We start from the raw sequence: 23,361 nt of genomic DNA on the forward strand, positions 1-23,361 counted from the left end.
NCTGCGCCACCACGGCCCCGCTGTCGTCGGCCACGGTGAGGGTGACGGCGTCTGCCCCGTCATCGCCGGCGGGTCGCACCAGCACCCGCAACGAGGTCGCGCCCGTCCGCTCCAGCCGCACGCCGCGCCAGACGAACGGCAGCCGAATCCCGGCCACCTGGTCGTCGGCCGCGTCCCCGTCGACCGAGCCGCCCCTGGACGCGAACCCGACGACCGGGTGCAGAGCGGCGTCGAGCAGTGCCGGGTGGATACCGAAGGCACCGGCCTCGGCGTGCAGGCCGTCCGGCAGGCGCACCTCGGCGAGAAGCTGCTCGCCGAGGCGCCACGCGGCCCGCAGCCCCCGGAAGGCCGGACCGTAGCCGTACCCGCGCCCGGCCAGGTTCTCGTAGACGTCGGTGAGATCGACCGGGACCGCGCCCGACGGCGGCCAGGCACCCCCCAGATCCATGACCGCGTCCGCGGCGGCGGCCGGCGTCGGGCGCGGCGGGGACACCGTCCCGGAGGCGTGCCGCACCCAGGCCGCGTCGGGTGTGTTCTCGTCCGGGCGGGAGTGCACCGCCACGGGCCGGCGCCCGGACTCGTCCGCCGCACCCACCGTCACCTGCACGATGACCGCGTCCTCCGCGCGCAGGACGAGCGGCGCCGCGAGGACGAGTTCGTCGAGCCGGCTCTCGGCGACCCGCCGGGCCGCGTGCAGCGCCAGCTCGACGAAGGCGGTCCCGGGCAGCACGACCGTGCCGAGCACCGCATGGTCGACGAGCCAGGGTTGAGCCCCGGCGGTCAGTCGCCCGACGAACACCACGCCATCCCCGTCGGCGAGCGTCACCGCGGCGCCCAGCAGCGGATGCCCGGAACGCTCCATGCCCGCCGCGGTCGGGTCGCCCGACGAGGCCGGAACGTCGAGCCAGCATCGTTGACGCTGGAAGGGGTAGGTCGGTACGGCGACTGCGGGCCGGGACGGGCCGGCCAGGGCCGGGCGCCAGTCCACCGGCGTGCCCCCGACGTGAGCCTCGGCCACGGAGGTCAGAAACCGCTCCCAGCCCTCGTCGCGACGTAGGGATCCGACGACGGTCGCGGCCGGGAGACCCTCGGCCGCGATGGTCTCGGCCACGCCGGTGGTGAGGACCGGATGCGGGCTGACCTCGACGAACGTGCGATGCCCGGCCCCGTGCAACGCGGTGACGGCCGCGTCGAACCGGACCACGCCACGCAGGTTGCGATACCAGTAGTCGGCGTCGAGCGCGGTGGTGTCCAGCCGCTGACCGGTCACGGTCGAGTAGAACGGCACGTCCGAGGCTCGCGGCCGGAGGTCAGCCAGGATGTCGAGCAGCTCCTCCCGGATGGACTCCACCTGGGGGGAGTGGGAGGCGTAGTCGACGGCGATCCGCCGGGTCCGGATCTCCTGCTCCGCGCACAGGGCCGCCAAACCGTCCAGAGCGTCCGGGTCCCCGGACACGACGGTGGCTGCGGGGCCGTTGACGGTGGCCACGGCGAGCCGGTCCGCCCAGCGGGCGAGCAGCCGCGTCACGCGCTCGGCCGGCAGCGCGACCGAGAGCATGCCACCCCGCCCGACCAGCGCCCTGCCGATGAGCTGGCTGCGCAGCGTCACGATGCGCGCGGCCTCGTCCAGGCTGAGCGCGCCAGCCACGTGCGCGGCCGCGATCTCTCCCTGGGAGTGGCCGACCACCGCTTCGGGATGCACCCCGAAGGAACGCCACGCTTCGGCCAGCGACACCAGCATCGCGAACAGCACCGGCTGGACGACGTCGACTCGGTCGAGCCCGGCGCCGTCCACCGAACCCCGCACCACCTCGGGCAACGACCAGTCGACGTAGCGGTCGATGGCCGCGCCGCACCGTTCGAAACTCGCGCGGAACGCCGCGGAGCGCGCCGCCATGTCGGTGGCCATGCCGACCCACTGCGAGCCCTGGCCGGGAAAGACGAAGGTGGTCAGGCCCGGGTTACCGGCGGTGCCCCGCACCAGACCCGGCATCGGCTCGCCCGCGCCCAGCGCGGCGAGCCGGGCCGCGAGGTCATCGCGCCGGGCGCCGAGGACGACCGCGCGATGCTCGAACCTCGCGCGGCCGGTGGCGAGGACGAGGCCGACACTGGTCGGCTCCGCCGCCGGATCGGCCGCCACCGCACCGAGCCGCCCGGCCTGGTCACGCAGCGCCGACTCGGTCCGCGCCGAGAGCACCCACGGCACCGTCACCGGTTCCTCGGTCTGCGGGGCCTGCCTCGCGGGTTCGTCCCGGCGCCGATCCTCATCCGACCCGGCCGCCGTCACGGAGTGAGTCGCGGTGTCCGGTGCCTGTTCGACGATGACGTGGGCGTTCGTCCCGCTGATCCCGAACGAGGAGACGCCCGCCCGCAACGGCTGCTCCCCGCGGACCCAGGGACGGCGACGGGTCAGCAGCGACACCGCGCCCGCCGACCAGTCCACCCGCGGGGAGGGCTGATCCACGTGCAACGTCGCTGGGAGGGTCCCGGCGCGCATCGCCATGACCATCTTGATGACGCCGCCGACACCCGCCGCCGCCTGGGTGTGGCCGATGTTCGATTTCAGCGATCCCAGCCACAGGGGCCGCTGCGGCGGCCGCGACCGGCCGTAGGTCGCCAGCAGCGCCTCCGCCTCGATGGGGTCGCCGAGGGTGGTGCCGGTGCCGTGGGCCTCCACCGCGTCGACCTGGTCGGGGCTCAGGTCGGCGTGCGCGAGCGCCTGGCGGATGACCCGCTCCTGCGAGCGGCCGTTCGGCGCGGTCAGGCCGTTGCTGGCGCCGTCGGAGTTGATGGCCGAACCCCGCAGCAGGGCCAGCACCTGGTGGCCGTGCCGCTCGGCGTCGGAGAGTCGTTCGAGCACGACCATCCCCACGCCCTCGGCCCAACCGGTGCCGTCGGCGGACGCGGCGAACGCCTTGCAACGGCCGTCGGCGGCGAGCCCGCGCTGGCGGCTGAACTCGACGAACATGCCGGGAGAGGACATCACCGTGGCGCCCCCGCAGACCGCGAGCGAGCACTCGCCCAGGCGCAGGGCCTGGCCGGCGAGGTGCATCGCGACCAGCGACGACGAGCAGGCGGTGTCGATCGTGACCGCCGGTCCCTCCAGGCCCAGGGTGTAGGCGATCCGTCCGGAGGCGACGCTGGTGGTGCCACCGGTCAGCAGGTACCCGTCGGCGCCCGCGGCGGACTCGTGCAGCCGCGGGCCGTACTCCTGCGCGGTGACGCCGACGAACACCCCGGTCCGGCTGCCGCGCAGCGAGGTGGGGTCGATGCCGGCCCGCTCCAGCGACTCCCACCCGGTCTCCAGCAGCAGGCGCTGCTGCGGATCCATCGCGGCGGCCTCCCGCGGGCTGATGCCGAAGAAGGCGGCGTCGAACAGGTCCGCATCGTGCAGAAATCCGCCGGACCGGGTGTACGAGGTACCGGACTGATCCGGATCGGGGTCGTAGAGCGCGGCGAGGTCCCAGCCGCGGTTGACGGGAAAACCGGAGGTGGCGTCGATGCCGTCCGCGACGAGCTGCCACAGCTGTTCCGGGGAGGTCACCCCGCCGGGGTAGCGACAGGCCATGCCCACGATCGCGATCGGCTCGTCACCGACCGACCCACCGCCTGCCACCGTCGCCCGGACGGGGTCGGCCGGGTCGGCCGTCGTGCCGAGCAGTTCGGCCGTGAGGTGGCGGACCAGCTCGGCCGGGGTCGGATGGTTGTAGATCAGCGAATCGGACAGCCGCAGGCCGGTCGCCGCGCCGAGAGCCTCCCGCAGCTCCACGGCCGACAACGAGTCGAACCCGAGATCCCTGAACGGCAGGTCGGTGTCGATGGTCCCGGTGGTGACGTGCCCCAGCACGACGGCCGTGTTCGTGCGCACGATCTCCAGCAGTTCGGCCGCCAGCTCGGCCTTCGACAACGAGCTCAGATCCCGTCCGGCCGGCGTCCGAGGCCCTGCCGGCTCCGGCCCTGCCGGCTCCGGCACCGCCAGCTCCGGCACCGCCGGCCCGGAGACCGCCGGCTCCGGAAGTGCCGGTTGCGGGGCGGAGGGCGCCGCAACCGCGAGGGGCGCGGGCGACGTGGCTGGCGGTACCGCCGCGGGCGCCTGCGGGCCTGTGGCGTCCAGCCAGTAGTGCTGACGTTGGAAGGCGTAGGTCGGCAGGCTCGTCCGACGGCCTCGGGGAAACGTCACGCCCCATTCGAGGCCGGCCCCTCGCACGTGGACGCGGGCGAGACCGGTGAGCAGACTCAGATCCTCCGGACGGCCCCGGCGCAGCAGCGCGACCGTCGCCGTCGGACCGGAGTCGTCGGCCAGGCACTCCCGCACCATCCCGGTGAGCACGGCGTCCGGCCCCAGCTCGACGAACGTGGTGGCGCCCTGGTCGCGCAGGGCGCGCACGCCGTCCAGGAAACGAACCGGCTGCCGGACATGGTCCACCCAGTACCCGGGCGACGTGAGCTGCGCCGTCGTGGCCATCCGACCGGTCAGGTTCGACACGACGGGAACGGCGGGAGCGGCGTAGGTGAGCTCCTCGGCGACCTGCCGGAACTCGGTCAGCACCGTGTCCATGTGCGGCGAGTGGAAGGCGTGGCTCACCCGGAGCCGCTGCGCCTTGTGCCCACGCTCGCGCCAGGTCGCCACGAGGTCGAGCACGGCCTCGCGATCACCGGAGATCACCACCGCGGTCGGGCCGTTGACCGCGGCGATCCCGACCTGGTGCTCGCGACCGGAGAGCAGCGCCCGGATCTGCTCCTCCGTTCCCCGCAGTGCCGCCATGGCACCCGTCGCCGCCACGGACTGCATGAGCCGGCCGCGGACGGCCACCAGGCGGGCCGCGTCGGTCAGTGAGAGCACCCCGGCGATGTGGGCGGCGGTCAGCTCTCCGATCGAGTGCCCGATGAGCGACGCCGGCTGCAGCCCCCAGGACTCCACCAGCCGGTGCAGGGCGACTCCCAGCGCGAACAGTGCCGGCTGGGTGTACGAGGTCTGGTCGAGCAGGGCCGCGGCATCGGAGTCGACGGCGGCGAACAGCACGTCCCGCAACGGGCGGTCGAGATGCGGGTCGAGGTGCGCGCAGGCCTCGTCGAGCGCGGCCGCGAACACCGGATATCCCCGGTAGAGGACCTGTCCCGCTCCCGCCCGCTGGCTGCCCTGCCCCGGGAGGAGGAACACCGGCACATCGGTGCCCGCCCGCCCCTCGGTCACCTGCGGCGTGGCCCTGCCATCGGCCAGTGCCTCGAGCCCGGCCCGCAGCTCGTCGTGGTCGCGCGCGACCACGACGGCCCGGTGTTCGAAGGTCGTCCGGGTGGTGGCCAGCGAGTAGCCGACGTCCGTCAGCGACGGGCCGGTCCCGGCGGCGAGCCGCGTGCTCAGCCGCGCGGCCTGCGCCCGCAGCGCCCCCGCGGTCCGCGCGGAGACGGGGAACGGCAGCGCCGGCTGGTCGATCCCGGCGGCGTCCGCGTCGGGCGTCCGCGCCAGGCGGCCGGCGGGGCCGGTCGACGCCTCGGTGAGAACCACGTGGCAGTTCGTTCCGCCCATCCCGAACGAGCTCACCCCGGCGATCAGCGGCAGCTCGGCCCGCGGCCACGGGCCGAGCTGCCGGGCCACCCGCAGTCCCAGCTCGGCGAGGGGGATCCGAGGGTTGGGTGTCTCGAAGTTGAGGCTCGCCGGGATCTCCCGGTGCCGGATGCTCAGGATGGCCTTGAGCAGGCCGGTGATGCCGGCGGCTCCTTCCAGGTGTCCGACGTTCGTCTTGACCGACCCGACCAGCAGGGCGTCATCGTCGTCCCGGTCGGCGCCGAGGGCCGCGCCCAGGGCGGCGGCCTCGATCGGGTCGCCCACCGGGGTCCCGGTGCCGTGCAGCTCGACGTACTGGACCTCGGTCGGGTCGACTCCGGCCCGGGCGCAGGCCAGGCGGATCACCGACTCCTGGGCCCGCGCGTCGGGAACGGTCAGCCCGGCGGTGGAACCGTCGTTGTTGACCGCGCTGCCGCGCACGACGCAGTAGATCCGGTCGCCGTCGGCCTGGGCGGCGGCCAGCGGCTTGAGCACCACCACGGCGGCGCCCTCACCCCGGACGTAGCCGTTCGCGCGCGCGTCGAAGGTGAAGCACCGGCCGTCCGGCGACAGCGCGCCGAACCGCATCGCGGCGATGCTGCTCTCCGGGACGAGGTTGAGGTTCACCCCCCCGGCCAGCGCGAGTCCCGACTCGCCCGCCCGAAGGCTCTCGCAGGCCAGGTGCACGGCGACCAGGGACGACGACTGGGCCGCGTCCACCGTGAGACTCGGGCCGCGAAGGTTCAGGTTGAACGAGACCCGGTTGGCGATGACGGCCCGCTGCGTGCCCACCAGCGAGTGCCGGTCGATCGCGCGCGCACCCGAGCGGGCCAGCAGCGTGGCGTAGTCGGCCGCCATGGCGCCGACGAACACTCCCACCCGGCTGCCCACCAGGGTCCTCGGCACCAGGCCGGCGTCCTCCAGCGCCTCCCAGCTCAGCTCGAGCATCAGACGCTGCTGGGGGTCCATGGCCGCAGCCTCCCGGGGGGAGATCCCGAAGAAGGCGGCGTCGAAGCCGGCGACCTGGTCGAGATAGCCGCCGCGGCCGATGCGGTCCGGCGTCTCCGCCGCCACGCCCGTCTCCGCCGCCACGCTCCCGGCGATCCGACGGTCGGACGGAGTCGTGGTGATCACGTCGCGGCCGGCGCGCAGGAGTTCCCAGAACTCGGCCGGCCCGGGCGCGCCGGGCAGCCGGCAGGCCACACCGACGATCGCGATGGCGTCCTCGCCGGCCGCCGTCTCCTGCCGTGGTCCGTCTTGACCCACCCCGGTCACTGATGCCTCCCGTTCCGGGCCGCGGACAGTCGGGTGCCGGCCCGTAGCGGAATCAGGGCGGCGCGCAGCGCCGCGCGCTGCCGGCGGGGTGCGCCGTGCATGCGCAGAAGTTCGAGAGTCAGCCACGGCCCGGTGACACCGACGTGGCGTGGCGAGGCGTGCACGTCGTCGAACTCGAGCAGGTCGAGCCGACGCACGTGCCGCCGCAGCAGGGCGATGTCCTGCGGCGGGATGATCTCGTCACGCCGGCTGGCGATGTAGGCGACGGGGATGTCCAATGCCCCCAGCTGTTCCGGCGTCAGGGCCCAGCTCCGGATGTGCCCGCCCACCTCGGTGTTCCGGCTGCCGGTCAGATGGGCGAGGGTGTCCACCGTCACCCGCGGCAGCGCGCCCTGCCACCGTTCGTCGGTGAACAGGTACCGCAGTGGCGCTCCCACGGTGAGGACGCTCGCGATCCTCGGGTCGTCGAGCGCGCAGCGCAGCGCCAGGTGGCCGCTGAAACTCATCGCCATCGCGTGGACCCGCGGAGTCGTGGCCTGGTCGGTGACGGCGTCGAGCAGCGCGGGCACCATCCGCCAGCTCGTGGCGTCGTACGGGAGCGTGTTGTCGCCCACTCCGGGCATCTCGGTGACGACGCCGGCGACCCCCAACCGGTTCAGCCGCACCAGCGTGGGGGCCCACTGCTCCTTCGTGCTCACGANCCCCCCCATGAGGATCACGAACGGCTGTCCGGCCCTCGGCGCGGGCCCGGTCGCCCAGCAGCGGAACTCCCCCGCCGACAGCTTCACCTCGACCGGGCGCAGATCCACCCCCTGTGCCGAGCGCCAGGCATCGAACGCCGCCACGGCCCGTTCCCAGGCGACCTGCCTGGCCGGGTCGCCGGGGTAGGGGAATCTCGCCATGGTGTACAGCCGGCTCGCCGCGAGAAGATCGCCCTGACGTTGCCGGGACTGCGCGACCCGGCTCCATTCCCCGACCCAGGAGCCGGAACCGCTGTCGTCGTGAACGATGCGCCCCAGCACGTCGGCCACGACGGCGCGCGGAATCTGCTGGGCGCGCGCGTGCACGGTCGCGAACTCCTTGAGCTCGCCGACGTCGTTCATCGTCCGTCCTCCTCGCTGGATCTGCGGGCGACCGTCAACGGGCGCGGACCCCGGCCGGCGACCGGGCCGGGGACGCCGCGTGCCGGCGTCATGGCGAACCCACCTCCAGTGGCTCGCCCAGCTCGGCTGCGCCGGTCTCGACGGACGCCGGACGTGCGGCGACACCGGCAGCGCCGGAGCCGGCCTCGAACCCGGCCAGGGCGTGCCGCACCTCGGCGAGGATGTCCGCCGCCTCCGCCCCGTCGATCACGCGGTGGTCGAAGGCCATGCTCAGGCGCAGCACCGGGGCGATGCGCACCTGCCCGTCGCGCGCCACCGGCCGGTCCTGGACCCGCCCGACTCCGAAGGTGACAGTCGTGCCGCCGACGGAGTGGAAGGAATCGATCGGGCGGTGTCCCAGCGAGGTCACGGCGACCGTACCCATGACCGCGGCTCGGCCCGCCAGCGGCCGGACCCGGGCCCGAAACGCCTGGCGGCCCAGCGCCATCGGCAGTCGGTGCAGGGCGCGGGCCCCCGCGAACTCCGGCGCCGTGGTCGGGTCCACCGCACGAAAGCGGTCCAGCCAGCCCTGGATCTCCTCGAGGCTCGCGCCGCCGGCCCCCGTCAGCACCGCGGACAGGACGACCCGCTGCCCGTTCAACGTCCGATCAAAAGTGATCTTCGTGTTGACGTCCGGATAGCTGGTGACCCGGGGAAGGAACCGGCCTCTGATCGCCGCGTTCGCCGCGGGATGGTCCGCCAGGACGGCGGCCGAGGCGAGTACGAGATAGGCAAGGGGCGAGTACCGCCGCCCGGCCTCCCGTTCCCTCGCCCGGTGTTCGTTCACCCGCGTCATGTCGACCTCGGTGTCCAGGAAGACCGGCGAGAACCGACGGATCTCCTCGAGGAAGTACAGGGTGTGACGGCGTTCCCGAGCAAGTCTCATCACGCCACCGTCAGGGCGTAGATGCCGCGCAGACTGGACGCCTCCAGAACGTCCGGAAGGGAGACCGAACGGCCGGTCCGCTGCTCCAGGATCGAGAGGAGCCACAGCAGGTGCACCGAATCCCAGCCCGGGATCTCGTCGAAGCTGGATTCGATGTCGTCGGCCGAGATCGGCAGGCCGAGCTCGTCTCGGACCAGGGCGACGAATTCCTCCACTGTGGTCACGGTGCTTCCTTTCCAAACTCTTCGTGCAGGGTAAGATGTTCGGGTCGGTCCAGCGGCCGGAGCAGATCGTTGCGAAATATCACGACCNGGCCTTCCTCGCCGACTCGGACGAATCCGTTGCGGGTGTAGAAGTCCTCGACCAGGCCGTTTCGTGCACTCGGCCGGTAAAATCCGTGGACCGCCTCCATCGTCGCCTCACGAGCATGGTCGAGAATTGCCGCGAGACAGCCCTGCTCGATTCCTCGGGAGAATACCCGGCAACTCAGCAGGAAGTTGTCGATGTAGAGATCCCGGTCGGTCCGGCGCAGAAACACAGCGCCGACCAGACCATGGTCGCCGAAGCGATCGGCCGCATGGATCGCGAGCACATCGGTGCCCGGCTCGGAAAGCAGTGAGCGGACATCGGAGCGCTGGAGTCGACGGGTGGTCATGTTGAACTGGTTCGTCCGCAGCGTCAGCTGCGACACCCGGGAGATCTCCGGTTCACCGACACCCGCCAGCCGTACGGTGACCTTCAGTTCGCGCAGATAGTCCCCGAGCGAGTCGAAATTGTCCAGAAAGTTCTTGCGCTCGATCTCCTGACGATACTTCTCGCCCCGGGTCCGATCCTCCGCGGTCAGTTCCCGCAGACCGAACCACCCGTCCCGCAACACCGCCTCGGTATGACCCGCGGGATCCTCGCCCACCTGGATGGTCGTCACCATGGGAAGTTCTCGCCGGACCAGCCCGCACTCGTACGCGCTGTCGTCGACGAAGACGAAGCTGTCCAGGCCCAGGTTCAGGGTGGCCGCCAACTCGGCGAGCATCTCGTGCTTGGGGCTCCAGCTCGCGACGATGCGGGCGAGGTCCTCGTCACGCAGGACCATCTCCGCGCGTTCCTGAAAGGCTCGATGCACGAGATCGCGCTCGTTCTTGCTCACCGCGGCCACCAGCACGCCCTGCGATCCGAGCTGTTTCACCACGCCCTGGAACACCTGGAACGCCTCACCGCGGTAGCTGCCGCCCACGTCGATGCCCTCGACCCCGTCGTCACCGAGCACCCCACCCCACAGCGTCCCGTCGAGGTCGACGACGAGGCACTTCTTGCTCCGCCCCGCCGCGGCGCGCGCCAGGTGCCCGATCTCGCGGGCGTATCGAGCGAGCAGCAGCGGGGAGAGATGGGCCTTCGCGTAGGTGCTCAGCCGGGCGTCGGTCACCGGCACGCCGTCCGCCACCACCGGATCGAGATCGACGACCACCACCTGGGGGTGGTCCGTCATCAGCTGCAGCAGACGGGTGTTCGCCCGCCGCCAGCCGATTCCGAGATCAGCCTTGGATCGATAGTCGACGAGCTGCGCCGAGAAGCGCCACGGCAGGGGCAGGGTGTTGAGGACCAACGTGCCAGCGCTGGTTGCCTCGAACACCTCCACCAGCCGCTCGATCACCCCGATCCTCGCCGTGAGGGCCTGGTCCACGTCGGCCGGAGTCCAGGGGACCGGTAGGTCGTCGAGGACCAGCATCGGATCGAGCAGACACAGGGTGAGGTCGGCACCCGTGCGATACAGCGGGCTGCCCGGATCGGACAGTTCGAAGACGTAGCTGTCGTAGTTCGAGAAGAACGGCCGCAGCAGCACGCCATGCCGCGCGATCTCGGCGGTGAGGTGCGGGAGCAGCGACGAGAAGGTCCCGTGGCCGGTCACGGCGACGGACACCGTCGGGATGGCGGGGTGGTGCCGCAGGACCTCGGCCGGATCGACCCGGCTCAGCAGGTGGCCGGCCCGGACCAGCTCGGACTCGGCCAGCGAGGCGAGATGATCCTTGACCAGTGGGTACCGAGCGGCCAACCGACCCGACTGGAACGGGGAGAGCAGATCGTTCTCGGCCGTCGACACGGAGCGCTCAGGAGATTTCATCAGCACGTCCTTGTCAAAGTCGCACGGCCGACGCGACGCTTTCGGCGCCACGAGGACCGACTTTCCGGTGAACTCCCTACCGACACAGGACCGCGCCCATCGGATGCCCGGCGGGCTGGCGGCCCCAGAAAGATGCTCGGCGGCGGTCCTAAAGTGCGGCTATATCGGCTCTAGACCGAATGCCGGGTTCTTGCGGCTGATCACGCACTCCGAGGTGGGAATTCCAGAACCGCCGCCGGTGTCGCGATCGACATCGACACCACGCCTGGGCCGCCGTCCGCCGATGTGACGGATCCGTCAGGTGGCCTGGACATGGTCCGCGGCGCGTCGTGGACGGGACTCCCGAACCGAACACGAGGATGCCGACAGGTCGGCAGTCGGACTCGCGCTCTGGTTCTCCTCGACTGTTCAGCCAGGTAGCAGGCCGACCGGTATTGGCTCGACCGCCGACGCCTACCCATGACGGGGTTACTCAACATAGCCCCGAAAATCACATTTGCGTTTGGGAAAAATACGGTATGTCAAAGAAAGGGGAACGAGTGTGACGACAGACCTGGAACACGACCTCGGCCACGTCGGCCTCTGGACGTTCGACTTCGATGGCCAGCCCGCCACCCGGGTGCGGGAAGCCGCCGCGGAGATCGAGGAACTGGGCTACGGCGCCATCTGGTATGGAGAGGCGTTCGGCCGCGACACGGTGGGCCAGGCGTGGCTGCTGCTGTCGGCCACCCGGCGCATCGCCGTCGCCTCCGGCGTCGCGAACATCGCGTTTCGCGACCCGGTTGCCATGGCGACCGCGGCCCGCGCGCTGGGCGAGGCGTTTCCGGGGCGCTATCTTCTCGGCCTTGGCGGACACCGCGTGGACGACACCATCCACAAGCTGGACGGCTATCCGATGCCGGCGCTGGGCCGGGCAGTGTCGACCATGGACGCCTATCTGGCCGCCATGGACGCCGTCCCCGCCCACAGCCCGTCGCCGCCGGGGGCGCCCCGGGTGCTGGCCGCGCTCGGGCCCAAGATGCTCTCGTTGGCGGCACTGCGGACGTCGGGGGCGCACTCCTACCTCGTACCCGTGGAACACACCCGCCAGGCCCGCGAGATCCTCGGTCCTGCGCCGTTCCTCGCGGTCGAGCAGGCCGTCGTCCTGGACTCCGATGTCGATCGGGCTCGCCAGATCGCCACTGCGCACGTCGGCGGCTATGTCGCCGCGGCGCCCCACCATGAGGCGAACCTTCGGCGGCTGGGCTTCGGCAGCGATGACCTCATCGGTGGCCCGAGCCGTCGGCTGGTCGACGCGATCGTCGCCTATCCGGATGCCACCACGATCCAGGACCGCGTACGCCAGCACCTCGACGCGGGGGCGAACCACGTCTGCATCCAGGTCCTCACCGCCAGTCCCGCCACGCTGCCGGACCTCGTATGGCGTGAGCTCGCGCCGGCCCTGCAGAGCGTCGCGCCCCTGTCGTAACCGGCTCCTCGACGGCTCGCGCCGGCGCCGGCGGTGGGCTGCTGTCGGGGAAGGCGGACAACGAGCCCGACGCGCCGGCCGAAACGCCGGCCTTCGGGGTCGGGGAAGCCGTCCGGGCTGGTCTCCTCCGCCAGGGGATCGTCAACGCGTGGGACCGACCCGACCGAAAGCCTCCTCTGCCTGACCCACGCGGCCGGTCGCCGGCCAGAGTATGCCATCCCCTGAAAGGATCTGGTCGAAGTAATACCTGCGGCTCTTGTACCAGCGGCGCTCCCGCACCGGCAGACACTCCGCCAGATCCTCCACGGCGACCTTGTTCAGCGGTGAGCCCTCGTCGGCGAAGCTGGCCACGACCGCGAGGTACAGGATCTCGGCCGGCTCCGGCTCGCCCCAGCGCACGACCGCCGCCCCGACCGCCTGCTCGTCGACGAGCGCCGCGTAGGTCTCGCAGGCGGGATCACGCATCGCGGTCCGGATGCGTTCGTCGTCCTCCTCGGCGTCGTGCAGGATCGGCACCAGTTTCGCCGCCTCGGCCCCCGACACCGGGACACAGCGCACTGACATGATCAGGACTCCTTCTCGTGATGTGCACACCCACCGGCGTGGACCTCGGCCATGGCCGGGGGTTCGCCGGTGGTGCGACCCGTCAGGTCGTCGAGCGGATGTTGCTGGGCGTGAGCCGAGCCCCTGTGCAGGAGCAGTGCCAGACCGACGAGAATGGCTGCGCTGCCTGCGGACTGCAGCGCCGTCGGGCGCTCCCCGAGGAAGGCGACGGACGTGACCGTGCCGACCACCGGTGCCAGATTGAGTAGCTGACCGGCACGCGCGGCGGGCACCCGGCCGATGCCTTGGTTGAACGCGACGCCGGCCACGACGCCGCAGAGCGCGACGGCGGCGCACGCGGCCCAGGCCGTGACACCGGCCGTGCCGAGCCGGCTGCCTCCCTCGATCCAGGCGACGGCGGCGAACGGTGCCGTGCTCAACGCGCCGCCGGTCGTCTGCCAGGCGCTGGCGTTGACGCCGTCATCGACGTCGCTGTAGCGGCGGGTGGCGACCAGGAACACCGCAGCCGCGACGACCGCGCCGAGGACGAGAAGATTGCCAGCCATCACGCCCCCGCCCGGCCGGTCGACGCCAGGCTCCAACGCCACGAGCGCGCCGCCCGCGAGGCCGACGGCGAGCGCGACCACCCCCCGGCCGGGCAGCCGTTCACGCAGGACGACGACAGCCAGCAGCACGGACAGCAGGGGTTCGGCCGCCAGCAGCAGGCTGCCGTTCGAGGCGCTGGTACGGGCCAACCCCAGGTCGCCCAGCAGGAACGCCAGGCCGGGCACCAGCGCACCGAGCAGTAGCTGCCGCCCCGCCCCGCGCCGATGCAGCCGCCCCGTCGACGCCGCCGCGCCGAGCAGCACCACCGCGGCGCCGCCGAGTTCAACCGCCAGCAGGTCGGCCGGGCGCACGGCCTGCAAGGCGGCCACCGAGACGGTGGTGCCCACCCCGTCGACGGCGGCGGAGATGAGGATCGACAACTCGCCGACTCGGGCCCGGATACCGGTCGTGGTGCCGTTGTGCGTTGCCACCGAAGCCTCCCGTCCTGACACCACCCCGTCGGCGGAGTAACCGCTGTAACGGTTACACCGGTTATCCGGGCCGTCAACTGGTTAATCTCGTACGGTGGTTAGGTGACGCAGGAGCCGGGTTGGCCAGGCCTCTCAGACGAAGAACTCCTCGTTGCGGTGGCGAACACCGGGCACGGCGAGCACGACGAACTCGCCGATCCGCCCGCGATGCGGGCCTGGTGGGCAGGCCTACATGCGCCGACCGACCTGGAAGCCGTGCGGCCCCATGCCACTGAGGACCTGGCGACGCTTCGCGCGCTGCGGGCCGTGGTCCGCGGCCTCGCACTGCGTAACAACGGCATCGACGTCCGGGTCGACGCGGCTGGACTCGACCGTCTCACCCTGCGCCCGGATCTGCGAGGTAGCCCGTCGCTGCTCGCCGACGGCCCCGACGGCCTCGTGCGCGATGTCTGTGCCGCCACCGTCACGGCGCTTCTGCGTGCTACGGCGCGACCCGGCTGGCCCCGGCTCAAGGCGTGCCGGGGCACGGACTGCCGATGGGTCTTCATCGACAGTTCCCGCAACACCTCGCGGCGCTGGTGCGACATGGCCGTGTGCGGGAACCGCGCCAAAAGCGCGTCCTTCCGCACCCGCCGCAGCGCCTCCGAGCCAGTTGCCTGACAGCGCACGGCCACCTCGGGCCGCCGATTCCCAGCGCATTTCGGCGCTCCCTGGCGGCGTCCAGGTCACCCAGCCCGCATCCGTTCCAGTCCGACCGGGTCGGACAAGCCAAAGCCCGGCACGCCGGCGTCTTCTTACCCGACCCGGGCTGGCGGTGCGCTGCTACGAACCGCTCGCGGCAGCGGCGGCTCGTGCGCAGATCCGGTAGCGCCGTGGTGGCTCCCCCCTTGCGCGGCTGAACGCGCGGGAGAAGGCGTGCTCGCTGGCATAGCCGACCGCGGCCCCGATGGCGGCGACGGGATCGTCGGTCTCGCGTAGCCGCTGCGCGGCGATGTCCATCCGCCACCGGGTCAGATAGGTCAGCGGCGGCTCGCCGACGAGTTCGGTGAAACGGCGGGTCAGCGTGGCCCGGGACACATGCACCTCGGCCGCCAGGTCCTTGACGGTCCAGGCTCGCTGCGGCACCTCATGGAGCAGGGAGAGTGCCCGCGCGGTGACGGGGTCATGCAGTGCACGCAGCCACGAGCCCTCACCCGCCGGCCGGGCGCGCAGCCAGGCCCGGACGACGTGGACGAGCAGCACGTCGACCAGCCGGGCCACGACCGCACGCGAGCCGGGAGGCACACCGTTGAGCTCGTAGCGCAGCAACGCCAGGGCGGTGGCCACCGCGCCGTCGTCGCCCGGGTCACCGGCGGCGAGGTGCAGCACGCGCNGCAGCAGCGACATCAGTGGCTGGGCGACCTCGTGGTCGTAGTCGTACGACGCGCACAGGACTCGGGTGACCGCGCCGTCGCCAGGCAGCTCGACCACCCCCTCGTCGGCGCGCAGACCGATCTTCGCCGCCTGGGTCAGCGGCATCGCCGCGGTCGTCGGGTCACTGGACAGGACATGGCTGAGGTTGGTCGGCAGCAGGACGACGTCACCCGGCATGAGTCTGCGCGGGGTGGCACCCACCGTGCGCAGCCAGCACGATCCGGCCAGCACCGCATGGAAGGTCGCGCCCGGCTGCGGGTCGACCTCGACGCCCCACGGCTCGTGCGCGACGAGCTGGGCGAGCACGGCACCGGAGACACGGGCGAGCTGCAGCACGTCGGCGAGCGGGTCGGCCGGGGTATCCACTGTCCGATACTATCGGGTTCGCCTTCCGGATGAGCCGATCGGCTAAGTAATTGAGCTTTTCTCGTATGGATAAACTCGCGATGGCTCTCTAGCGTGAAGGCATGGCCACACCTCAGACCACTTCCACGTCCCTGACCGACGCCACAATCGCCCTACGGTCCCAGCTTCACGATGCGTACGGCGCCGAGGCGCTGGCCCCCTTCGACAACGACGCATCGGCCATGGCCGCCGACGGCATTGGTTCCGCCGCTCCGGCCGTCGGGACCTCGGCGCCGGACTTCGCCCTACCAGACATCCACGGCGCGAGCCGCGCGCTCACCGACCTGCTGGCTGCGGGCCCCGTGGTGCTGGTGTTCTACCGGGGCGCCTGGTGCCCGTACTGCAACCTGCAGCTGCGCGCGTTCCAGGCAGCACTCGGCGAGATCGAGGCGGCCGGCGCCACCCTGGTCGCCGTGTCCCCCCAGACACCCGACAACTCGCTGTCGTTCGCCGAGAAGGAAGGCCTCGGCTTCACCGTCCTCAGCGATCCCCACAACACGGTCGCTCGCACCTACGGGCTGGTGTTTCGCCAGGCCGACGGCTCAACCGCCGCGCAGAAGACGCTCGGCATCGACCTGGCCGAGGCCAACGGGGACGACAGCCACGAGCTGCCCGCCGCTGCCACCTTCGTGGTCGACACCGACACGGTGATCCGGTTCAGGTCGATCTCGGCCGACTACCGCTGGCGTATCGGCCCCGAGGAGGTCCTCGCCGCACTGCGCGGGCTCAGCCGGTGACGCCTGGCGCGGGCGTGGTCGGACCGGAATCCCCGGCCACGCCCGCGCCGCCGCCGCCCGGCCTGGCCCATGGCGCACTCCTTGCATCCTCACGTCCCGATCACGTCACGGGACCGACGCGCCCGGCCGCGTACGGCACGCCCAGGGACACGACCAGGCGATGCCCAGGGAGACGACAGCTCCACGACCCGGTAGGCCACGCTCGACGCGGTTCTCGCTGTCAGCCGACAACGGCTATGGCGCGCACGGGGGAGGTGCCCAGGCCGCCCCCGGGACGCGGGGGACCGTCCTGCTCACCAACGACGGTCACAGCCGGCCTCGAGCCGTCGTGTTCCGACGCTCCCCCGGGAACCTGTGGAACCAACAGTTCACGTACGCGAAGGTCACGTTCAGCCCGACACGCATCCTCGAGATCCATCTGGGCGTCTTCGTGCTCGCTACGTCCGGCGTCCCCCACGACCGAGTACGCGACCCACCACAAACGAATACGAACGAGCCGCCTAAAACCCCGGGCCAACGCCGGTGGCCGAGTTCTGGCACCCCGCAGGGTCGTCGGCGGGGCGCGGCACGGGACCCGCCGGCAGCCCCCGGAGCTCGCCCTGCTCGTACGCGCGCGCGATCGCGCGCCGTTGCAGCTTGCCGCTGCTGGTCCGGGGGAGCTGCCCGGGACGCAGGAAGTGCACGTCGCCATCCCGCACCGTCACCCCGATCGCCCGGACCAGGTGCTCGACGATCCGCGCCCGGCTGCCCTCGACGTCCTGGCGGCCCGCGCGGTCCACCTCGGTCAGGACGACGATGTTCCCGTCGCTCTGCACGACCGCCGTGCGGCCCTCGCGCACGAACGGCAGCTGTTCCACCGCCTGTTCGAAGTCGGCGGCGAAGAAGCTCTGACCGTTGACCTTGATCCGATCGCTGATACGGCCGGTGATGAACAGTTCGCCGCCATCGACGAATCCGATGTCGCCGGTGGCGTAGAAGCCGTCGTTCCCGCCGAGCGGGAGCGGATTGTCGAGGTAGGACGATGCCAGGCTGCCGCCGGCCAGCTCGATCTCGCCCAACTCGTTCTCCCCGCAGACCCGCCCGTCCGAGTCGCGCAGGCGCACGGTGAACTCCGACATCGGCCGGCCCACCGAGATCGCCGGCACCCCCGCCGGCGACGGCACCACCCGGATGTCGCTGCCCGGCGGACGGCTCGACACCAGCAGCACGGTCTCGGCCATGCCGTAGCACGGCATGAACACGTCGCGGCCCAGGCCCGCCGCGGCCATGAGGTCCACGAACGCGAGGAGGTTCGGGATGTTGACGGGTTCGCTGCCGAGATAGATCGACCGCATCTGGGACAGGTCGATCGCGGCGATGTCCTCGGGTTCGAGGTCCCGCATCAGCCGGAGTGAATAGTCGATCGCGAAGTTCGGGATCACCGTTCCATCGACCCGTTCCCGGGCCATGTGCTCCCACCAGCCGGGGGCGTCGTACAGGAACGTCACCGGCTCAGCGAGGAGCAGGTCGCAGCCCACCGCCAGACACGACAGCAGGCCGCCGACCAGGCCCATGTCATGGTAAAGCGGCAACCAGCTGCTGACCCGTTCCTCGGGCCGGCGGGCGTCCGTGCGGGTGATCATGGCCAGGTTCGCACGGAGGCTGTCGTGACGGACCGGGACTCCCTTGGGAAACGACGTCGATCCGGACGAGAACTGCACGAACGCCAGTTCGTCGTCTCCGGGGGTTCGCAGCCGGGCGCCCGGATCGCGGATCCCGGCCGGTGGGAGCGCCAGGACGGGCAGGGACACCTCGACCGCGGCCAGGCCCGGTACCCCCAGAACGCTTCCCGCCCCGAAGTCCCGCGCGACCCTTCCCAGGAAGTCCTGGTAAGCATCGCGCGGCGTGTTCATGAGGAACGGTTTGACCGACAGCGGTACCGCGCCGATCTCCAGTAGACCCAGGAACGAGAAGATCACCGCGGTGGAGGTCTCGAACGGGAACAGCACCCGCGTCCCCGGCCTGATTCCCTGGCCGCGGAAGAAATCGGCGTAGGCGGCGACCCGCTCCGGGAAATCCCGATAGGCCACGAATGCGGACGGGTCGCTGAACTTCTGGTACAGGTGCAGCCCCCGCTCGGGCGGGCTTTCCTGGTTGCGTTGGATGTGTTCGAGCACTGTCCCCTCCTTCCTGATAGTCGTCTGTCCGATGACGCCCGGCCGCCCTGCCGGGCCGGACTGGAACGGCGGGCCGGGCCGCGGGGCGAGTTCGCGGGCTCAGGCCGGGCGGGAGGCCTTGAGGAAGTCCTGCAGCGAGACCAGGCGGCGTTGCGTGGCGTCCAGAAAGGCCACGGTGACCAGGGCGTCCACCGCGAGACGTTCCAGCTCCGGAAGGTGAACGCGCTGACGGAACCGGGCCCGGAACGTGACGCCGTCCTCGTCGAACTCCCCCGCATCCCCCGCGTCCTCCGACTCCCCCGCTGCCGGTGACTCGAGGACGGTGCGTATCTCGACCCGACCGCGCGGGATCTCCGCCCGGTAATCGATCTCGATGCGGGCGACCACCGCGATCAGGCGGTCACCCGGCACCAGCCCCTGGCGGTCGAGCCAGTCCCACCGCCCGGCCTCGAGGTATTCGAGCGCGACCGCATTGTTGACGTGCCCGAGCGCGTCGAGGTCGTTGGGGCGCACCGGCAGCATGAGCCGCGATTCGCTGAAGAACACGTCGGACCACCCGATCGATCGTGTCGAAGAGTCAAGGAAAGGCGCCGCTTCCCGTCGCGGGCCGATCAGCCGCCGACGAGATCCATCCACGTGTCCTCGAGCTCTTCCCGGGAATGCACCTCGATCCCGGTTATCTTCTTCAGGGCGCCGAAGACGAGCTGCTGCTTCTTCTCGACTGCCTCGGGCCGGAAGTCATCCTCGCCGGCCTTGCGCTCAAGACGATCCCACCAGTTCACGTGGGTGCCGCGGTCCTCCACCTGATCCCGGGAGCTGCCCAGGATCTCCCCGTCCTCCCGGAGGAACAGGTGCGCCACCGCGAACGCATCCTTGGCCTGGTATTCGCCGCTGTCCACCAGCGCTTTCGCGAACGACACGAAGTAGTTGCGGTGCTGGATCTCGTCGGCGGCGACCTGTTTGAAGAGGNGACGCAGCCCAGGGTCGTCGATGACCTGCTGGCACTGGCCGTAGTTCACCGCAGCCGTGATCTCGGAGATCGCGAGCAGCATCAGTGTACGGAGCATATCATCATCGGGAAATACCTGGCGGAACTCGATGAAGGTCTCGTCCGGAATCGGAGCCATTCCGGTGAGCTGCGCCAGGCGGTTGAAAGCCGTCTCGTGGTGCGCCTCCTCCTCATTCCAGTAGCGACTCCAGGTGCCACACGCCTGCATGATCGCGGAGACTGTCGGATTGCTGTCCTGCCAGCGCCGGCATTCGGCGTCCGCCTGGCGCTCCAACCGGTCCGCCCCCGGCTTGGTGGTCAGCTCGGCGCGGCCGGCGTTCCAGACGAGGGTCCGGTCCAGCGGCGTCAGGCGGTCCAGGTCGACGGCGGCCAGCATGTCCAGGACACTCCACCGCCGGGACTCGTGCAGCCGCTGCTGCTCCCACGTCACGTCGACCAGGGACAGGCCGTGCCGCGTCAGCGCGCCGAAGAGGTCGGTGATGATCGCGGGGGGCGCGTCGGGCCCGGCCGGTCGCCGGGTCACCAGGACGGTGCCGTGATCTGCCTCGACGGTCATCAGGCCGCCGCCCTCTTCTGCCGGTCGAATTCCTCGAGGAAGATGGTCAGTACCCTGGGCATCGGTGTATCGAGAGGCAACGTTGGTAGCCGCACCCGCACACCGTGCTCCTTGCGCAGCGCGTTGGACGTCCGGGCAAACGTCTCCATCAGGTCGATACTGTTAGTCATCTTCGCACTGCGGCCAATCACGGTGGCCAGCGTCACATCGTCGGCAAAAAGCTGCTCTTCCGGGAGACCCACATACTCGGCAAACCTCTGCCGGATGTAGGACTCCACCCCACCCGTCTCCATACCCGGAAGAATACAAGGCGCCCACTTCCGTGGACCATTTCCCGCCGCCAGTTGCGCCAACAATCCATCTTGTTGATCCTCTGTTTTGACTGCGTAGTCAAACTTGCGCCGCAACAAAGAGGATGCGATAATTTCGTGCCTTCCCCGCCGCGCCCCGTCCCACCGTGNCCGCCGGTCCTGGTCAGGCCGGGGGCCCGAGGCATGATCCGGACGTGACCCGGACAAGAAGACACGCGGACTAGGATCAGCGGATGCCGAAGCTGGAACGGGACGGCGAGGTCTTCGTCCTGCACCTCGATCCCGATGACGAGAACCGGTTCCACCCCGACCGGCTGGCCGCGGTGGAGGCAGCGCTCGACGAGGTCGACGCCGCGGCGGGCCCCCGGGCGCTGGTGACGGTGGGCGGCGGCAAGTTCTGGTCCACCGGTCTCGACCTCGACTGGTTGCTGAGCAACGCCGACCGGTCCGCGGCCTACCTCGACCGGGTCCACGCGCTGTTCGCCCGCACGCTGGCCTCCCCGGTGGTCACCGTCGCGGCCCTGAACGGGCACACCTTCGCCGCCGGGGCGATGTGGGCACTGGCCCACGACCTGCGGGTGATGCGCCTGGACCGGGGTTTCTTCTGCCTGCCCGAGGTGGACCTCGACCTGCCCTTCCAGTCGGGGATGTCGGCCCTGATCCGGGCCCGCCTGACCCCGGCGACCGCGCACGAGGCGATGACGACCGGTCGGCGTTATGGCGGCGGGCAGGCGCTCGCGGCGGGCATCGTCGACGCGGTGGCGCAGGCCGATCAGCTCCTCGCCGCGGCCGTGGAGCGCGCGCGACCGCTCGCGGCCAAGGCCCGACCGGTCCGCGCCCAGATCAAGGAGACGCTGTACGCGGAGACGCTCACCGCGCTGCGCACCCCGACCGCCAGGTAGGTCGACCGGATCGCGTCGCCCCGATCGGCTTCCGGAACGATCGGCTTCCGGAACGATCGGCTTCCGGAACGATCGGCTTCCGGAACGATCGGCTTCCGGAACGATCGGACCGCCCGGGACGATGGTGCCGCCCGGCAGGTAGACCCCAGCGGCTTGGCTCCGGGCGTCTGCGGCACCAGCAGGTCCAGGCGCAGCTGCAAGTCCTGGCCGTCGGGGCCCTTGCGGGTCGCGTAGGCGACGTCGGTGTGCGTGACGACCCGGACGGTGCCGGTCTTGATCTGCGGTTCTGCGGCACCGGAGAGCACGATGTTGGTGCTGTCGTCGCTGCGCACCACGGTGCGGGCCAGGAGGATCTCCGGCATGGCGGCGGGGGGCGGGATGCTCATGGGGCTCCTTGCGTCTTTCGGTTGAGCGGTACTGCGCGGTTTTCTCCGTCCGCATGTTTCGCGTGAGCGTCGAAGTGACGGGCATGCGGGGTGGCACGTCCGGGTCTCGGGGAGGCCAGGGGGCCGAGGGGAGATCAGGGGGCCGAGGGGAGGTTCTGCGCGCCTATCACCGACAGCAGTTGGAGCTTGTCGTGGCTCTCACTGCCGGGCGTGGCGGTGAAGATCAGCAGGGCCTGCTCCTGGTCGAGGTCGAAGAGCATCTGGCAGTAGACGTCCAGCAGGCCCAGTTCGGCGTTGCGGATGCGCTTGTGGTGGCCGCGCGAGCCGGTGATCTCGTGCTCGCTCCACAGTTCGGCGAACTCGCGGCTGACGTCGAGCAGCGTGCGGGACATGGCCGCACCGCGACTCTTGGGGCCCTTACGNGCGACCAGGGAGCGAAGGTCGGCGGTGAAGGCCCGGCTGTGCAGGGCATGGTCCTCGTCCGGATAGATCAGGCGGGTCTCGGGCCGGGTGAACCAACGGTAGATCATGCTGCGTTCCAGGCCGGTGTAGGCGGTCTCGTCACCCAGCAGTGCCACGGCCGGCGGGGTCTGCAGCAGGGTCTCGCCGAGGCTGGTGACGACCTGGGCCGGGGTGTCCTGCAGCCGGTCGAGCACGTGCATCAGGCCGGTGTCGACGTGGTGCGCGCGCAGGTCGCGGCCGGGCGCGGGGTGTCCCGCGAGGCGGAACAGGTGGTCGCGCTCGTCCAGGGACAGGTGCAGGTGCAGGCCGCGGGCGATGGCGGCCAGCATCGGCTCCGAGGGGCGCGGGCCGCGCTGCTGCTCGATGCGGCTGTAGTAGTCGGTCGACATGCCGCACAGTGCCGCGACCTCCTCGCGGCGCAGCCCGCCGGTGCGCCGGCGCTGCCCCCGGGGCAGCCCCACGTCCTCGGGCTGCAGCGCTTCCCGGCGGGTGCGCAGGAAGCCGGCGAGTTGGTTGCGGTCCATCTCAGCGCACCGCGGGGACTGCCGGGAAGGCGACCTTGGCCAGCTTCTCGCCCTCGGCCCAGATCCGGCTCGCCGCCTCACGATCCTCGGCAGTGCGGTAGAGCTTCTACTCGGCCGGCCCTACCTGCCAAGATGGGTTGAGACAGGGGATGTCTATCATCTTATGACTAGGGCGGGGTAGGGAGAAGAAGATCGTGGTGATGTCGGTGACGACCGGGCGGGGCCTGGTCGATGATGTCCGGGTGGGAGATCGCGAGGGCGANGGCCGCCGGCCGGATCCGGAGGTCGAGCCGAAGGCGCGGCGGCGGTCGTTCTCGCCGGCGTACAAGCTGCGGATCCTGGGCGAGTATGAGGCGGCGACGTCGCCGGGGGCGAAGGGTGCGATCCTGCGTCGGGAGAAGCTGTATTCGGCGCATATCGTGGAATGGCGTAAGGCCCGGGATGCGGGGGCGTTGGCGGGGCTGTCGAAGCCGAAGGGCCGGCCGGCG

The 23,361-nt window shown here is 71.1% G+C and carries 11 protein-coding genes and 7 pseudogenes; 4 read left to right on the plus strand and 14 right to left on the minus strand.

The annotated features are described in order from the left end of the window. Position 1: 1 nt before the first annotated feature. From UK82_RS40735 to UK82_RS42135, 6 genes and pseudogenes are all read right to left on the minus strand, one after another. Positions 2–6,811: pseudogene (locus UK82_RS40735) on the minus strand (type I polyketide synthase); the annotation flags it as partial. A gap of 5 nt (positions 6,812–6,816) precedes the next feature. Beyond that, positions 6,817–7,520: pseudogene (locus UK82_RS40740) on the minus strand (esterase FrsA); the annotation flags it as partial. Position 7,521: 1 nt separating this feature from the next. Next, positions 7,522–7,923: pseudogene (locus tag UK82_RS40745) on the minus strand (alpha/beta hydrolase); the annotation flags it as partial. Positions 7,924–8,011: 88 nt separating this feature from the next. After that, entirely contained in the window at positions 8,012–8,848 is an 837-nt protein-coding gene (locus UK82_RS28300) for a 2-oxo acid dehydrogenase subunit E2 (protein ID WP_044888005.1), read from the minus strand. Continuing rightward, the gene (locus UK82_RS28305) at positions 8,848–9,072 is read right to left on the minus strand and encodes an acyl carrier protein (protein WP_044888006.1); all 225 of its coding nucleotides are present in this window, start codon (positions 9,070–9,072) and stop codon (positions 8,848–8,850) included. The genes UK82_RS28300 and UK82_RS28305 overlap by 1 nt, the downstream gene beginning before the upstream one ends. 88 nt (positions 9,073–9,160) lie before the next feature. Next, positions 9,161–10,964 (minus strand): annotated as a pseudogene (locus tag UK82_RS42135) (HAD-IIIC family phosphatase); the annotation flags it as partial. 541 nt (positions 10,965–11,505) lie between these two features. On the opposite strand from UK82_RS42135, the gene UK82_RS28315 reads away from it, so the two are divergent. Continuing rightward, on the plus strand, positions 11,506–12,432 hold the full coding sequence (locus UK82_RS28315) for a TIGR03620 family F420-dependent LLM class oxidoreductase (protein WP_044888007.1): 927 nt from the start codon (positions 11,506–11,508) through the stop codon (positions 12,430–12,432). 141 nt (positions 12,433–12,573) lie between these two features. Here the strand turns inward: UK82_RS28315 and UK82_RS28320 are convergent, their stop codons facing one another. Together UK82_RS28320 and UK82_RS28325 are read right to left on the minus strand one after the other, a co-directional pair. Beyond that, positions 12,574–12,996, minus strand: coding sequence for a hypothetical protein (locus UK82_RS28320; RefSeq protein WP_044888008.1), 423 nt, complete (start codon positions 12,994–12,996; stop codon positions 12,574–12,576). A 2-nt stretch (positions 12,997–12,998) separates the two neighbouring features. Continuing rightward, the gene (locus tag UK82_RS28325; RefSeq protein WP_055410364.1) at positions 12,999–14,012 is read right to left on the minus strand and encodes a DMT family transporter; all 1,014 of its coding nucleotides are present in this window, start codon (positions 14,010–14,012) and stop codon (positions 12,999–13,001) included. Between the two features lie 102 nt (positions 14,013–14,114). Between UK82_RS28325 and UK82_RS28330 the strand changes: the two genes are divergently transcribed. Continuing rightward, positions 14,115–14,672, plus strand: coding sequence for a CGNR zinc finger domain-containing protein (locus UK82_RS28330; protein WP_236706553.1), 558 nt, complete (start codon positions 14,115–14,117; stop codon positions 14,670–14,672). Positions 14,673–14,834: 162 nt separating this feature from the next. Here the strand turns inward: UK82_RS28330 and UK82_RS40755 are convergent. Continuing rightward, positions 14,835–15,384, minus strand: a 550-nt coding sequence (locus UK82_RS40755; RefSeq protein WP_236706554.1) for a helix-turn-helix transcriptional regulator, incomplete at its 5' end; no start/stop codon positions are given. A gap of 1 nt (position 15,385) precedes the next feature. Next, positions 15,386–15,791 (minus strand): annotated as a pseudogene (locus UK82_RS40760) (cupin domain-containing protein); the annotation flags it as partial. A 101-nt stretch (positions 15,792–15,892) separates the two neighbouring features. On the opposite strand from UK82_RS40760, the gene UK82_RS28340 reads away from it, so the two are divergent. After that, complete coding sequence (locus UK82_RS28340; protein ID WP_044888012.1) at positions 15,893–16,567, plus strand: peroxiredoxin-like family protein; 675 nt, start codon at positions 15,893–15,895, stop codon at positions 16,565–16,567. Between the two features lie 500 nt (positions 16,568–17,067). Here the strand turns inward: UK82_RS28340 and UK82_RS28345 are convergent, their stop codons facing one another. Then, positions 17,068–18,723 carry an AMP-binding protein gene (locus tag UK82_RS28345; RefSeq protein WP_082122262.1) on the minus strand — a complete coding sequence of 552 codons (1,656 nt, stop codon included), beginning with the start codon at positions 18,721–18,723 and terminating at the stop codon, positions 17,068–17,070. A 99-nt stretch (positions 18,724–18,822) separates the two neighbouring features. Continuing rightward, a complete protein-coding gene (locus UK82_RS28350) occupies positions 18,823–19,269 on the minus strand; it encodes a thioesterase family protein (protein WP_044888013.1) in 447 nt (148 codons plus the stop codon). 1,563 nt (positions 19,270–20,832) lie between these two features. Between UK82_RS28350 and UK82_RS28365 the strand changes: the two genes are divergently transcribed. Continuing rightward, positions 20,833–21,501 carry an enoyl-CoA hydratase-related protein gene (locus tag UK82_RS28365; RefSeq protein WP_044888016.1) on the plus strand — a complete coding sequence of 223 codons (669 nt, stop codon included), beginning with the start codon at positions 20,833–20,835 and terminating at the stop codon, positions 21,499–21,501. A 520-nt stretch (positions 21,502–22,021) separates the two neighbouring features. Here the strand turns inward: UK82_RS28365 and UK82_RS40765 are convergent. Next, a pseudogene (locus UK82_RS40765) lies at positions 22,022–22,309 on the minus strand (transcriptional regulator); the annotation flags it as partial. A gap of 1 nt (position 22,310) precedes the next feature. Beyond that, positions 22,311–22,873: pseudogene (locus UK82_RS28370) on the minus strand (helix-turn-helix domain-containing protein); the annotation flags it as partial. Between the last annotated feature and the right edge of the window lie 488 nt (positions 22,874–23,361).

This window comes from Frankia sp. ACN1ag, assembly GCF_001414035.1.
GTDB lineage: Bacteria > Actinomycetota > Actinomycetes > Frankiales > Frankiaceae > Frankia > Frankia torreyi.

Coding starts and splice junctions, on each gene's coding strand:
- UK82_RS28300 (WP_044888005.1), bottom strand. CDS start 8,848: ATGAGACTTGCTCGGGAACGCCGTCACACCCTGTACTTCCTCGAGGAG.
- UK82_RS28340 (WP_044888012.1), top strand. CDS start 15,893: ATGGCCACACCTCAGACCACTTCCACGTCCCTGACCGACGCCACAATC.
- UK82_RS28320 (WP_044888008.1), bottom strand. CDS start 12,996: ATGTCAGTGCGCTGTGTCCCGGTGTCGGGGGCCGAGGCGGCGAAACTG.
- UK82_RS28365 (WP_044888016.1), top strand. CDS start 20,833: ATGCCGAAGCTGGAACGGGACGGCGAGGTCTTCGTCCTGCACCTCGAT.